Source organism: Halomonas sp. A40-4, from assembly GCF_015767635.1.
Classification (GTDB): domain Bacteria; phylum Pseudomonadota; class Gammaproteobacteria; order Pseudomonadales; family Halomonadaceae; genus Vreelandella; species Vreelandella janggokensis.
Window position 1 is genome coordinate 494,842 of the sequence record NZ_CP065230.1, and the last position, 12,321, is coordinate 507,162.

Annotated in this window: 15 protein-coding genes; 9 read left to right on the forward strand and 6 right to left on the reverse strand. The window is 58.2% G+C overall.

What is annotated here, in order from left to right:
- Positions 1-100 precede the first annotated feature (100 nt).
- Positions 101-967 (forward strand): RNA polymerase sigma factor RpoH, encoded by an 867-nt coding sequence (gene rpoH / locus IT895_RS02400; RefSeq protein WP_199284588.1) that lies wholly within the window; start codon positions 101-103, stop codon positions 965-967.
- 90 nt (positions 968-1,057) lie between these two features.
- Here rpoH and slmA read toward each other — a convergent pair whose 3' ends face one another.
- From slmA to coaBC, 5 genes are all read right to left on the reverse strand, one after another.
- The gene (gene slmA / locus IT895_RS02405; RefSeq protein ID WP_085918319.1) at positions 1,058-1,666 is read right to left on the reverse strand and encodes a nucleoid occlusion factor SlmA; all 609 of its coding nucleotides are present in this window, start codon (positions 1,664-1,666) and stop codon (positions 1,058-1,060) included.
- 20 nt (positions 1,667-1,686) lie between these two features.
- A complete protein-coding gene (argB, locus tag IT895_RS02410; protein ID WP_085918320.1) occupies positions 1,687-2,586 on the reverse strand; it encodes an acetylglutamate kinase in 900 nt (299 codons plus the stop codon).
- 115 nt (positions 2,587-2,701) lie between these two features.
- A complete protein-coding gene (locus IT895_RS02415) occupies positions 2,702-4,090 on the reverse strand; it encodes a phosphomannomutase/phosphoglucomutase (protein ID WP_085918321.1) in 1,389 nt (462 codons plus the stop codon).
- Positions 4,091-4,122: 32 nt separating this feature from the next.
- The gene (gene dut, locus IT895_RS02420; protein ID WP_085918322.1) at positions 4,123-4,581 is read right to left on the reverse strand and encodes a dUTP diphosphatase; all 459 of its coding nucleotides are present in this window, start codon (positions 4,579-4,581) and stop codon (positions 4,123-4,125) included.
- Entirely contained in the window at positions 4,578-5,855 is a 1,278-nt protein-coding gene (gene coaBC / locus IT895_RS02425; RefSeq protein ID WP_085918323.1) for a bifunctional phosphopantothenoylcysteine decarboxylase/phosphopantothenate--cysteine ligase CoaBC, read from the reverse strand. Before coaBC ends, dut begins: the two co-directional genes overlap by 4 nt.
- Positions 5,856-5,971: 116 nt before the next feature.
- On the opposite strand from coaBC, the gene radC reads away from it, so the two are divergent.
- From radC to ald, 7 genes are all read left to right on the forward strand, one after another.
- The gene (gene radC / locus IT895_RS02430; protein WP_085918324.1) at positions 5,972-6,646 is read left to right on the forward strand and encodes a RadC family protein; all 675 of its coding nucleotides are present in this window, start codon (positions 5,972-5,974) and stop codon (positions 6,644-6,646) included.
- A 252-nt stretch (positions 6,647-6,898) separates the two neighbouring features.
- The gene (rpmB, locus tag IT895_RS02435; protein WP_066319413.1) at positions 6,899-7,135 is read left to right on the forward strand and encodes a 50S ribosomal protein L28; all 237 of its coding nucleotides are present in this window, start codon (positions 6,899-6,901) and stop codon (positions 7,133-7,135) included.
- Between the two features lie 50 nt (positions 7,136-7,185).
- Positions 7,186-7,341, forward strand: a complete 156-nt coding sequence (rpmG, locus tag IT895_RS02440; protein ID WP_027337782.1) for a 50S ribosomal protein L33 — start codon at positions 7,186-7,188, stop codon at positions 7,339-7,341.
- 155 nt (positions 7,342-7,496) lie between these two features.
- Positions 7,497-8,324, forward strand: a complete 828-nt coding sequence (gene mutM / locus IT895_RS02445; RefSeq protein ID WP_085918325.1) for a bifunctional DNA-formamidopyrimidine glycosylase/DNA-(apurinic or apyrimidinic site) lyase — start codon at positions 7,497-7,499, stop codon at positions 8,322-8,324.
- A 130-nt stretch (positions 8,325-8,454) separates the two neighbouring features.
- The gene (locus tag IT895_RS02450) at positions 8,455-9,645 is read left to right on the forward strand and encodes a class I SAM-dependent rRNA methyltransferase (protein WP_085918326.1); all 1,191 of its coding nucleotides are present in this window, start codon (positions 8,455-8,457) and stop codon (positions 9,643-9,645) included.
- Positions 9,646-9,677: 32 nt separating this feature from the next.
- Positions 9,678-10,112, forward strand: a complete 435-nt coding sequence (locus IT895_RS02455; RefSeq protein ID WP_085918327.1) for an acyl-CoA thioesterase — start codon at positions 9,678-9,680, stop codon at positions 10,110-10,112.
- A 166-nt stretch (positions 10,113-10,278) separates the two neighbouring features.
- Positions 10,279-11,397: an alanine dehydrogenase gene (gene ald, locus IT895_RS02460; protein WP_199284589.1), complete on the forward strand. Its 1,119-nt coding sequence runs from the start codon at positions 10,279-10,281 to the stop codon at positions 11,395-11,397.
- A gap of 25 nt (positions 11,398-11,422) precedes the next feature.
- Here the strand turns inward: ald and IT895_RS02465 are convergent, their stop codons facing one another.
- On the reverse strand, positions 11,423-11,671 hold the full coding sequence (locus tag IT895_RS02465; protein ID WP_199284590.1) for a SlyX family protein: 249 nt from the start codon (positions 11,669-11,671) through the stop codon (positions 11,423-11,425).
- Positions 11,672-11,782: 111 nt separating this feature from the next.
- Between IT895_RS02465 and IT895_RS19545 the strand changes: the two genes are divergently transcribed.
- The gene (locus tag IT895_RS19545) at positions 11,783-12,319 is read left to right on the forward strand and encodes a cold-shock protein (RefSeq protein WP_085918330.1); all 537 of its coding nucleotides are present in this window, start codon (positions 11,783-11,785) and stop codon (positions 12,317-12,319) included.
- Positions 12,320-12,321 lie beyond the last annotated feature (2 nt).

The window sequence follows — 12,321 nt, forward strand, 5'->3', positions numbered from 1 at the left end:
CCGCGTTGCTCATCAGGCGACGGCGAGGGAACCTTGTCTACACGGCAAGGTCATAGAGACACACTAACCACGTAAGGGTTACAAGGGAGACCACCTGCACATGAGCACTAGTCTTCTACCGGTGGGACAGCTATCACCAGGCAATGACCTGGGCGGCTATATCAAAGCGGTCAACGGCATTGCGGTTCTGAGTGCCGAAGAAGAGCGTGAGCTTGCGTTCCGCCTGCACGATGAAGGCGACCTGGAAGCAGCGCGACGCTTGGTACTATCGCATTTGCGCTTTGTTGTGCACATCGCCCGTAGTTATTCGGGGTATGGCCTGGCGCAAGCCGACTTGATTCAGGAAGGCAACGTGGGTCTGATGAAAGCCGTCAAGCGCTTTGACCCCAATCAGGGCGTTCGCCTGGTTTCATTTGCGGTGCACTGGATCAAGGCCGAGATCCACGAGTTTGTGCTGCGTAACTGGCGTATTGTCAAAATTGCGACCACCAAGGCGCAACGCAAGCTGTTTTTCAACCTGCGCAGCGCGAAGAAACGCCTGGCCTGGCTCAATAATGATGAAGTCGACGCCATCGCCAAAGACCTTAATGTCAAACCTGGCGTTGTGCGTGATATGGAAGGACGGCTGTCGTCCTACGATGCCGGTTTCGATGCCTCGCCAAGCGACGATGAAGACAGCGCCTACCAGGCGCCGGTCAACTTCCTGGATGACATGGCGGCTGATCCGGCAACGCAGCTTGAAGACAGCGATTTCGAGGAAGACTCGACGCGCCGTCTACAGCTGGCGCTTGAAGAGCTGGATGAGCGTTCTCGGGATATTCTCCAGCGTCGCTGGCTGGTCGAGGACAAGGCGACGTTACACGACCTGGCCGACGTGTACGGCGTTAGCGCCGAACGTATTCGCCAGCTCGAAAAAAATGCCATGAAGAAGTTGCGCCAGAAAATGGGCGATGCCATCGCGGCTTAAGTAAGCGAGCAGGTTCGACCTAATAAAAACGGCACCCCAAGGGGTGCCGTTTTTTATGGAGGACTGAACTGTAGCCTGCCCGATTTGCCGCTAAGCGGGCTGCACCGCTTCGCGCAGCAGCTGGCCCGACAGCAGGATCCACTGATCATCCCAGTAGTCCGTGGGCAAACGTTTGAAATCGCTGCGTACATACTGGGAGATACGCCCCTCGGCGTGGGCGATCAGCAGGTTCGCCGCCGCCGAGGCGGGGATGCTCGGGCGACGCCCTTCACGCAGTTCGGCTTCGCGGAGGATTTGCTTGAACTGGGCTTCCAGCCGTTCGAACAGCTGGTGGATCCGATGCCGTAGGCGCGCAGTTTCGCCGGTCAATACGTCGCCACCCATGACGCGTGCAAGGCCCGGGTTCTTCTCGGCAAAACCGAGTACCAGTGACAAGATAGTGCCACAGCGGTTAGTGGCGTCGGGGACCTCGTCCATGATCCGGGTAATGCGGGCAAAGATGCTTTCTTCGATAAAATCGATCAGCCCTTCGAACATGCGCGCCTTGCTCGGGAAGTGGCGATACAGAGCGGCTTCCGAGACGCCTACCTGGCGGGCTAGTGCCGCAGTGGTGATCCGCTTGCCACTGTCTTCTTCAAGCATCAGGGCAAGGGCCTGAAGGATCTGCTCGCGGCGGCGAGGCTTGCGTTCATCGCTCATGATGTTGCTCTCCGTCGCGGTTAGTGAGTGTCGGTGATCAGCGTGCCGACCCCGGCGTTGGTGAAGATCTCCAACAGCACGGCATGCGGTACGCGGCCATCGATGATGTGAGCACTGTTGACGCCGCCTTTCACTGCATCCAATGCGCACTGAATTTTAGGCAGCATGCCACCATGAATAGTCCCATCGGCAATCAGGGCGTCAACTTGAGCCGTGGTCAAGCCGGTGAGTACCTCGCTCTTGGCATTCATCAGGCCTGCCACGTTGGTCAGCAGCATGAGCTTTTCGGCGTTGAGAGCCTCGGCAATCTTGCCGGCCACCAGATCCGCGTTGATGTTGTAGCTGTGACCTTCGCCGTCCACGCCAATCGGCGCTATCACAGGGATGAAGTCGCGCTTTGCGAGCATTTCAATCAAGTCGGTGGAGATCGACTCGACTTCGCCCACATGACCAATATCGATGATTTCCGGGGCGGTCATTTCAGGACTTTGATGCTCGACCTTCAACTGGCGGGCACGAATCTGCGCGCCGTCCTTGCCGGTCAGGCCAATCGCCTTGCCACCACTCTGGTTGATGAGGTTGACGATGCTCTTGTTGACGAGCCCGCCGAGCACCATTTCCACCACGTCCATGGTCTGCGAGTCGGTGACGCGCATGCCGTTGACGAAGCGCGATTCGATATTGAGTTTGGCCAGCAAGTCGCCAATCTGGGGGCCGCCGCCATGAACGACCACCGGATTGATGCCCACTTCCTTCATTAACACGATGTTGCGGGCAAAGGAGTCGATCAGGGTGGTTTCCGTCATTGCGTTGCCGCCATATTTGACGACCACCGTTTTGCCGGAAAACTGCTGAATATAGGGGAGGGCTTCGGAAAGCACCTCCACAACGACCTGGGGGTCGCGACTGGCTGAACTCATGACGTTGTCCCTTGAAAATGATGTGGCTAACTTATGGGTATTCAGCGCACTGTGACGCTCATGTCGGGCCGTGCCTTCTATTGGGCTCGGTCCCGCAGCATGATGGCGTTCCAGGTCAAACCTGGGGTAGCGTCAAGGCGGGGTCGACGCCTTTCAGTGCGTTGGCAAACTGCGCTTTAATACGCGTCAAGGCTGCCTCGTTTTTTCCTTCAAAACGTAGTACTAACACGGGCGTGGTGTTTGAGGCACGGCAAAGACCCCAGCCGTCCGGGTAGTCGACCCGAATGCCATCCAGCGTGGTCTTAATACCATCGCCGAAGTCGCCCTCCCGAGCAAGTTTATCCACCAGGGTGAATTTGTTGCTGTCGGTGACGGCAATGTTGATTTCCGGTGTGCCGATGTCCTGGGGGAAGCTATCAAAATAGGCATCGGCATCGCCTGGGTAGTTGGCCAGAATCTCGACAAGTCGTGCGGCGGCATAAATACCGTCGTCAAAGCCGTACCAACGCTCCTTGAAGAAAATATGACCGCTCATTTCACCGGCCAGCTGGGCGCCGGTTTCTTTCATGCGTGCCTTGATCAGCGAGTGGCCTGTACGCCACATTTCCGGTTCGCCGCCTGCGTCACTGATCACCTGGGTCAGGTTGCCGGTGCATTTGACGTCAAAAATCACCTTGGCACCAGGGTTGCGGCTTAGCATGTCAGTGGCGAACGCCATTAGCAGATGGTCCGGGTAGATCAACCGGCCGCTTGGGGTAATCACGCCAAGCCGGTCGCCATCGCCGTCGAAGGCCAGACCGATATCGGCGTTCGTTTCCTGGACCGTGCGAATCAGGTCCTTGAGGTTTTCGGGCTTGCCGGGGTCAGGGTGGTGGTTCGGGAAGGTGCCATCTATCTCGTCAAACAGTGGTATCGTTTCAACGCCCAGGCGCTCGATCAATTGCGGGCCAAGCTCGCCCGCCACGCCGTTGCCGCAGTCGACCACTGCCTTGAGGGGGCGGCTGACGCTAACATCATCGAGGATGCGCTGCATATAAATGTCGCGCACGTCCTCTTGGCGGATGCTGCCGCTCCCACTTTCCAGTGCGCCCGACTCGAGACGCTCATAAAGCGCGGTGATGGCGTCGCCGGAGAGCGTCTCGCCGTCGAGCACGATTTTAAAGCCATTGTAATCGGGTGGGTTATGGCTGCCGGTGACCATGACGCCCGAGCGGGTGCCGTCGAGAATATGGGTGGCGAAATACAGGACCGGGGTGGGCACCATGCCGATATCAATCACGTCACGCCCGGCCGCGTTCAGGCCGCGCATTAACGCGGTCTGTAGACGAGGGCCCGAGAGCCTGCCATCGCGGGCCACTACCACGGTGGACTCGCCCCGTGCGGCGGCTTCAGAGCCGATAGCGCGGCCAATCCATTCCACTGTGTCTTCGGTAAGGGTGTCGTCGACAATGCCGCGGATGTCGTAAGCGCGAAAAATCGAAGCAGGAATTGCGGGTGTCGTCATGGGAATATCCTTACGAAAATGGCCAGTGCCGATTAATGACGGCCAGTGCTGCCGAAGCCGCCGCTGCCGCGGGTGGAATCGCTAAATTGATCGACCAGATCAAGTTCAGCCTGTACCACCGGAACAAGCACGTACTGTGCCAATCGCTCAAAGGGGGCAATCGTGAAAGCGCTTTGCCCTCGATTCCAAACGGAAATCATCAACTCGCCCTGGTAGTCGGCATCGATCAACCCCACCAGATTGCCCAGCACGATGCCGTGCTTATGCCCCAAACCGGAGCGCGGCAAAATCATGCCGGCAAGGCCGGGGTCTTCAATATAGATCGCCAGGCCCGTTCGTACGAGCTGGGTGTCGCCCGGGTTCAGGGTAAGCGGCTCGTCAAGCAGCGCACGTAGATCCATGCCCGCTGACCCGTTGGTCGCATAATGGGGTAAATAGTCACGCAGTCGTTCATCCAGCATTTTGCACTGCAGGCGAGGACGGGGGCTCATAAGGTTGCTCCGTTAGGCGAGGGGAGTAGCGTCAGGGCTTGTTGGATCACGCGCTCCGCTAACTGTGTTTTGGGCTGGGGGACTTCCATCCGACGCTCGATACCCTGGGGGGAGCGCCATAGCAGAAGCGCCGCGTTGTCGTCGCTGCCAAAGCCCATGCCTTGCTGGCTAACGTCGTTGGCGACGATCATGTCGAGGCGCTTGCGGGTCAGCTTGTCCGCTGCATAGCGTTCAACGTCCTGGGTTTCGGCGGCAAAGCCGACCACCACAGGGCGACTGGCAGGTGGAAGTGCTGCCACCGAGGCAATAATGTCGGGGTTTTTGATCAGGGTCAGCGTCAAATTGTCGCTGTCATCGGTCTTTTTCAGCTTATGCTCGGCGGCACTTGCCGCGCGGTAATCAGCGACGGCGGCACAGCCGATAAACAGCGCTGCCTTAGGGGCCAGTTGCAGCGATTCCTGGTGCATCTGCTCGGCGGTTTCAACGTCAATGCGTGTGACGCCTGCAGGCGTTGCCAGCGTCACCGGGCCGCTGATCAACGTGACCCTGGCACCCTGAGCGGCGGCCGCGGCGGCCAGGGCGTAGCCCATCTTTCCCGAGCTGTGATTGGAGAGGTAGCGCACCGGGTCGAGGGCTTCCCGGGTGGGGCCTGCAGTAATCACGACATGCGGCGCTGACGCTTTCGGCGTCGCGCTGCTCAGGGGCGAAAACTGGCGCAATAGCGCGTCAACAACCGTTTCGGGTTCGCTCATGCGGCCTGGGCCAACGTCGCCGCAGGCCTGGTCGCCAGCGGCAGGGCCTATCAACTGCCAGCCATCGCAAGCGAGCCGTTCCACGTTGCGCTGGGTGGCGGGGTGGCGCCACATGGCCTGGTTCATGGCCGGAGCGATCAACCTGGGCGCCTCCGAGGCCAGGCAGAGCGTGGTCAGCAGGTCATCGGCCATGCCATGGACCAGACGAGCAATAAGGTCAGCGGTCGCCGGGGCAATCAACAAGACATCGGCCCAACGGGCAAGCTCAATGTGGCCCATGCCCGCCTCGGCTTCAGGGTCGAGCAGCGAGGTTCTTACCGGTTCACCCGACAGCGCCTGTAGCGTCAGCGGGGTAATGAATGCCTGGGCACCATCGGTCATGACGACGCGAACCTCGCAGCCCGCCTGTTTCAACAGTCGCACGATCAGCGCGCTTTTATATGCGGCGATACCGGCACTGATGCCCAGCAGCACGCGCTTACCGTTAGCAATTGGCATTGTGGTCGAAGTCACGGACGTCATGGCAGAGGATCCATATTGAGCGTTCTTTAGGAGGCTTACCATACCATTCGTCCGCACAATTTGGCATGCTGCATTCACGCATAGGGACAGGTGAAACACCGCGCAGGGAGGCGATGATGGGCATTAACCACTGGCCGGAAGGCGAGCGGCCAAGAGAAAAGCTATTGAATCTGGGCGCGCAAGCGCTATCCGATGCCGAGCTGCTGGCTATTTTTCTGCGTGTCGGCGTTCAGGGGCGTTCAGCGGTCGACCTGGCGCGAGATCTGCTTGCTAGTTTTGGTGGCCTGCGTCAACTGCTGGAGGCCGACCAGGATAGCTTTTGTAACGCGCGCGGGCTGGGTAGTGCCAAGTTCGCTCAGTTGCAAGCGACGCTTGAGCTTTCAAGGCGGCATCTGGCTTCCCAGCTTGCCCGCGGTGAAGCGCTGACATCGCCCACCCTGGTGCGCCATTATTTGAGTGCACAGCTGCGCCATTTGGGCCACGAAGAATTTGCGGTGCTTTTTTTGGATACACAGCACCGAATTATTCGCTATGAATCCCTGTTTCGCGGTACCCTAGACAGCGCATCCGTTTATCCCCGCGAAGTTGCCAAGCGTGCCCTGGTGCACAACGCTGGCGCTGTTATCCTGGCCCACAACCATCCTTCGGGGGTTGCTGAGCCCAGCGATGCTGATCGACGCATTACAGATCGCCTGAAAGAAGCGCTCGCCCTGTTTGACGTGCGGGTGCTGGATCATTTCGTGGTGGGGGACGGAGACGTGGTGTCATTTGCCGAGCGCGGCTGGCTATAGCGGTGCTGGCCCGGTAATCAGTGATTAACGTAAGTAAAATGAGCAAAAAGCGGTTTTTTCGCCCTTCTGCAACGGTTTTTCTTGCTGATCGCCAGGTGCTCTGGTATAAAGTGCCACCTTTAAACTTGGGTTGAATAACGGATTTGGTTAAAGCTTGGCGGTTAAATACGTCGACTCCTTCCCTGCTCCGGTTTGCCCGACAGTTTTGAACACTCAGGTTATTATATCCTGGCCAAGCGGTTGGAGGCTCTCATGTCCAAAGTATGTCAGGTTACCGGCAAGCGTCCGGTAACTGGTAACAACGTTTCACACTCCCAGCGCAAGACACGTCGTCGTTTCTTGCCGAACCTGCACACCCATCGTTTTTGGGTTGAAGCTGAAAGCCGCTTCGTCAAGCTGCGCGTTTCCTCCAAGGGTATGCGCATCATTGACAAGAAAGGCATCGAGACGGTTCTGGCCGATATCCGCAAGCGCGGCGACGCCATCTAAGCTATTTGTTTGGCTAACCATTCTTGGCCAAAAATTGGGAGAGTTAAACCATGCGCGATAAGATCAAGCTGGTGTCCAGTGCCGGTACAGGCCACTTCTACACCACTGATAAAAACAAGCGGAATACCCCGGACAAGTTCGAATTCAAGAAATACGACCCGGTGGTCCGTAAGCACGTCATGTACAAGGAAGCCAAAATCAAGTAACTACGGTTACGATGACTGGCTTTCACTGCAGGCGAGCGCCTGTCAAAAACCCGGCCCCAAGCCGGGTTTTTGCATGCCTGGGTGTTCAGCGCATGCAAGCGTGAACACCGCAAGCGTCAACGATCGTCACCACTCTGTCATCAAAGGCTCTCATCATGCCCGAGCTGCCCGAAGTTGAAACCACTCGGCGGGGTATTGCACCTTATCTGGAAGGTCAGGAAATCACCGAGGTATTGGTGCGCCAGCCCCGTTTGCGCGTGCCGGTACCGGACGATTTCGCCGAACGGCTCGTGGGGTCTCGTATCGGTGAGTTGGCACGCCGAGCCAAGTACCTCCAGGTTCCACTGGCTACCGCTGAGGGAGAGGCGACGCTGCTGTGGCATTTGGGGATGTCGGGCAGCTTGCGGATTGCGCGTGTGGGTGACTTGCCTAAAAAGCATGATCACGTGGATGTGGTGACCCAAAGCGGCGATGTGTTGCGCTACCATGATCCGCGGCGGTTTGGCTTTGTCGATTGGCAGCAGGGAGACGGCAGCGCTGACAGGCGCCTGATGCATCTGGGCCCCGAGCCTCTGGATGATGCCTTTAACGGGCGATGGCTGTATCGCATCTCACGCAATAAGCGGGTATCCGTAAAGCCCTTTTTGATGGATAACCGTGTGGTCGTCGGTGCTGGCAACATCTACGCCGCTGAAGCGTTATTCATGGCGGGGATTGATCCCCGGCGGGCGGCAGGGCGTATTTCTCTGGCCCGTTACGAGAAGTTGGCGGCTGCCGTGAAGGAAGTGCTGGCGGCTGCCATTATCCAGGGCGGTACCACGCTGCGTGATTTCGTCAGCGGCCAGGGCGAGCCTGGCTATTTTGCTCAGCGGCTGAATGTTTATGGTCGGCACGGTCAACCCTGCATGCGCTGTGGGGTGGAGCTGCGCCGTATTACGCTTGGCCAGCGAGCCAGCGTGTTCTGCCCTGGCTGCCAGCGCTAATCGGGGCGCCACACTTTTTTGTTTTTCTAAATTTTTAAGCCCAGGTTTGAGCCCACGTTTTAAGCCCTGCTGCCTGAATACTGGTGTTAGAAACCGAGCTTTTGAAGCCAAAGCTGTTTTGGAGATTGTTGTGACCCAACGCCTGCGCCTGAATAAAAACGCTGACCGCCGCCTCAAAGCGGGTCACCTGTGGATCTATTCCAACGAAGTCGATATCAAGGAAACCCCGCTGAAGAACTTTACCGCGGGTGAAGCTGCCCTGGTCGAGGCATCCAACGGTAGAACCCTCGGGGTCGCCTATGTGAACCCGCATTCGCTGATTGCGGCGCGGGTGATGTCACGTGATCCCGAGATGCGCCTGGATCGTTCGTTGTTCGTGCATCGCTTTAACCAGGCGCTTGCCTTGCGTCAGCGCCTGTTTGAACAACCGTTTTACCGTCTGGTTCACGGGGAAGGTGACCTGTTGCCGGGGCTGGTGATCGACCGCTTCGGCGATGTGGTGGTGGTGCAATTGAACACTGCGGGTATGCAGACGCTGGCCGAAGAAATCGTCGATGCCCTGGAGAAAGTCCTCAAGCCCAGCGCGATTGTGTTCCGCAATGACACCGGCGGGCGTCGCCAGGAAGGCCTGGATGCCCAGGTGGAAGTGGTCAAGGGCACATTGCCCGACGAAGTCGTGCTGGAAGAGAACGGCGTGCGTTTTGTGGTGCCGGTCATCGATGGTCAGAAAACCGGCTGGTTCTTCGATCATCGGGTCAACCGTTCCTGGCTCAATACTCAGGTTGCCGGTAAGCGGGTGCTGGACGTATTCAGCTATGTCGGCGGTTGGGGGGTGCAGGCTGCCGCCAGCGGTGCCTCTGAGGTATTGTGTGTCGATTCATCTGGCCCTGCGCTTGAGCAAGTGGCCCGCAACGCCGAACTCAACGGCTTACAGGAACAGGTCGCCATTGGTGAAGGCGATGCGTTCGAGGCGCTGGCGGCGCTTAAAGCCGACGGCGAACAATTCGACGTGGTAATTCTGGATCCGCCCGCGTTTATCAAGAAACGCAAGGATATCCCCAATGGCGAACGTGCCTACAACCGTCTGAACCGCGAAGCAATGCGCTTGCTGGGGCGTGACGGCTTGCTGATGTCGGCGTCTTGCTCCATGCACCTGGCGCCGGAGCGTCTGGTAGATGTGGTACGCGGCGCGGCGCGCCATCAGGACCGCCACGCTCAGGTGATCTTCCAGGGTCACCAGGGGCCGGACCACCCGGTACATCCGGCGATCCCCGAGACGTCCTACCTGAAGGCGCTGGGCGTGCGCGTGTTCCGCGACTAGGTCGTCAAGCAACCGGTGAAGGAGCCAAGACAATGGAGTGGGCGCTACCCGAGCCTTTTGTGATGGAGATCGACGTGACGGATGAGGCCATCGACGCCTACCGGCACGTCAACAACAGTGAATACCTGCGCTGGGTTGAGCAAATCAGCTGGGCGCATTCAGAAGCGCTGGGGCTTACGCTCGAGCGCTACCGAGAGCTTGACCGCGCCATGGTCGTGCACCGCCACGAGTTGGACTACCTGGCGCCAAGCTATGAGGGTGACCGGCTTCAGTTGGCGACCTGGATCGTGGCCTGTGACGGACGCTTTAGCTTGACCCGTCGCTTCCAGTTGAAGCGCAAGCACGACTCTAAAACCTTGCTCAGGGCCCGTACCCGCTTTGCCTGCGTGGCGCTATCCAGCGGGCGGCCCATGCGTCTGCCCGACGAGTATCGGCGACTTTACGGTGATGCGGTGGTTGTTGAATAACGATGATTTTTTTGCCAAAAGCCGCTAGCCGCTAGATTTTTCTCCTGATAAACGCCTTAACCGGCGTTTTTTTTGTTTTATATGCCGGGGGATGGAGGCGAGTAAAAGCTGTGCTGTAATGGCATCAATATTGACGAATTTCTCGCTCAATCACGAGGAGCCAACTATGCGCATCGCTGTCCCTAAAGAGATCAAAAACCATGAATACCGGGTGGCCTTGACGCCCACTGGCGCGCGCGAATTGACCGGGCGGGGTCATCAGGTAACGGTTCAAGCGGGCGCGGGTGAAGGTGCCGGTTTTCATGACCGCGACTACGAAGCAGCGGGGGCAAGCGTCGAGGCGGATGTCGCGATGCTTTGGCAAAACGCCGAGCTGATTTTGAAAGTGAAGGAGCCTCAGGCAGAAGAAGTCGCACGGCTGACGCCACAGCATACCCTGTTTACCTACCTGCATCTGGCTGCCGAGAAGACCCTCACCAAGGGGTTGATGGAAAGCGGCGCGACCTGCATCGCTTATGAAACGGTTACCGACGCCAAGGGCGGCTTGCCGTTGCTCGCGCCGATGAGCACGGTGGCGGGACGCATGGCCGTGCAGGCGGGCGCCCATAGTCTTGAAAAAGCCCAGGGGGGTGCGGGCGTGCTGTTGCCGGGCGTGCCGGGAGTGGCGCCAGGGAAAGTGACCGTCATCGGTGGCGGTGTGGTCGGTGAAAACGCCGCGCGTATGGCCCTGGGGTTAGGCGCAGACGTCACCATTCTGGACAAATCCATTGATCGCCTGGAAGTGCTGGACGACCGCTATCAAGGCCGGATCAAAACCGTCTACTCAACGGCGGATGCGCTCGATGAAGCCGCCAAAACGGCTGATATGATCATCGGTGCGGTACTCATCCCGGGGGCAGCGGCACCTAAGCTGATTACCCGTGCCATGCTGGCGGATATGCAGCCCGGTAGCGTGCTGGTGGATGTGGCGATCGATCAGGGCGGTTGTTTCGAAACCAGCCGACCCACTACCCATGCCGAGCCGACCTATATCGTCGATGGCATTGTCCATTACTGCGTTGCCAACATGCCGGGGGCGGTGGCGCGGACCTCCACGCTGGGGCTGACCAATGCCACGCTGCCATTCGTGCTGGCGTTGGCCGATAAAGGATGGCAACAGGCGTTACGCGATAACCGGCACTTCTTGCCAGGGCTTAACGTCCACAATGGACAGGTGACCTACGCGGCGGTGGCTGAGGCGTTTGATCTGGAAAGTGTTGACCCCGCAGACGCGGTGAATCGATAGGTCGCTGTTGGGGCATTATCATTCATCAGTAGTGGGGCGGTATGTCGTCCTCGGGTCGGCTGGCATCGGGGGCGTCATCCATATGGCGTGCCTGGTGCTGTTCGCGAATCCGTTCGTGCATCAGCGCACTGAGTTGCTCCAGTGTCGCTAGTCGGCGTTCCTGTTGGGCGACGGCTTGATCCAGGGTATCGAGCCAGTGTTCTTGATAGGCCAGGCGGCTTTCTAAAGATTCAAGCTGTTGAGTGAGCTCAGCGGGCGATAACGTAGATGTCATGGTAACATTGCAACCTTGTGTAGTAGCTCGATACATTGGGTCGTCAAAACCCGTTGAATTGAGTATTGTCCTTCTTCTGTTACCCATACAACAAGAGAGCTTTTTTTATCCATGAACCCAAAAGTTGTGTTTCGCAGTATCTTGATCAGTATTTTACTTGCCGCCCCCACGCCGCTATTGCTGGCGGGGATTGTTCATTTAACCGACGCACCCCTGGCTGAGCAGTGGCTGGCCGAGCTTGCCGTGACAGGCGCTGGCGGCATCTATATTGCCGTTGCCATCGGAAGTTTCATTGTGCTTTGCATTGCCACCTTGGCAACCGCTGCGCTCGCACCGCCTGTCGTGGTGTCGCCTGATGTGGCCGTTCGTTCCAAGCCAGCACCGCGTCAGTCTCAAGCCCCGGCGGCGGACGATGATGAGGATCTCATCGACCCTAACGACGGCCGCGAAGAGGGTGAGGTGAAATGGTTTAATACCAATAAAGGTTACGGCTTTATTACCCGCGATAACGGCGACGATGTGTTTGTCCATTTTCGGGCAATTCGTGGTCGTGGTCCGCGCATGCTCGCGGAAGGCCAGATTGTGCGCTACCACGTGATTAAAAATGAGCGTGGTTTGCAGGCTGACGATGTGAGTATTATCGAGTAGTC

Bases quoted from the DNA above. Each gene is read 5' to 3' on its own strand.
- argB (WP_085918320.1), bottom strand. From the start codon at position 2,586: ATGAGTTCAGCCAGTCGCGACCCCCAGGTCGTTGTGGAGGTGCTTTCC.
- ald (WP_199284589.1), top strand. From the start codon at position 10,279: ATGCGCATCGCTGTCCCTAAAGAGATCAAAAACCATGAATACCGGGTG.
- coaBC (WP_085918323.1), bottom strand. From the start codon at position 5,855: ATGACGTCCGTGACTTCGACCACAATGCCAATTGCTAACGGTAAGCGC.
- mutM (WP_085918325.1), top strand. From the start codon at position 7,497: ATGCCCGAGCTGCCCGAAGTTGAAACCACTCGGCGGGGTATTGCACCT.
- IT895_RS19545 (WP_085918330.1), top strand. From the start codon at position 11,783: ATGAACCCAAAAGTTGTGTTTCGCAGTATCTTGATCAGTATTTTACTT.
- IT895_RS02455 (WP_085918327.1), top strand. From the start codon at position 9,678: ATGGAGTGGGCGCTACCCGAGCCTTTTGTGATGGAGATCGACGTGACG.
- IT895_RS02465 (WP_199284590.1), bottom strand. From the start codon at position 11,671: ATGACATCTACGTTATCGCCCGCTGAGCTCACTCAACAGCTTGAATCT.
- rpmG (WP_027337782.1), top strand. From the start codon at position 7,186: ATGCGCGATAAGATCAAGCTGGTGTCCAGTGCCGGTACAGGCCACTTC.
- radC (WP_085918324.1), top strand. From the start codon at position 5,972: ATGGGCATTAACCACTGGCCGGAAGGCGAGCGGCCAAGAGAAAAGCTA.
- IT895_RS02415 (WP_085918321.1), bottom strand. From the start codon at position 4,090: ATGACGACACCCGCAATTCCTGCTTCGATTTTTCGCGCTTACGACATC.
- dut (WP_085918322.1), bottom strand. From the start codon at position 4,581: ATGAGCCCCCGTCCTCGCCTGCAGTGCAAAATGCTGGATGAACGACTG.
- rpmB (WP_066319413.1), top strand. From the start codon at position 6,899: ATGTCCAAAGTATGTCAGGTTACCGGCAAGCGTCCGGTAACTGGTAAC.
- slmA (WP_085918319.1), bottom strand. From the start codon at position 1,666: ATGAGCGATGAACGCAAGCCTCGCCGCCGCGAGCAGATCCTTCAGGCC.
- rpoH (WP_199284588.1), top strand. From the start codon at position 101: ATGAGCACTAGTCTTCTACCGGTGGGACAGCTATCACCAGGCAATGAC.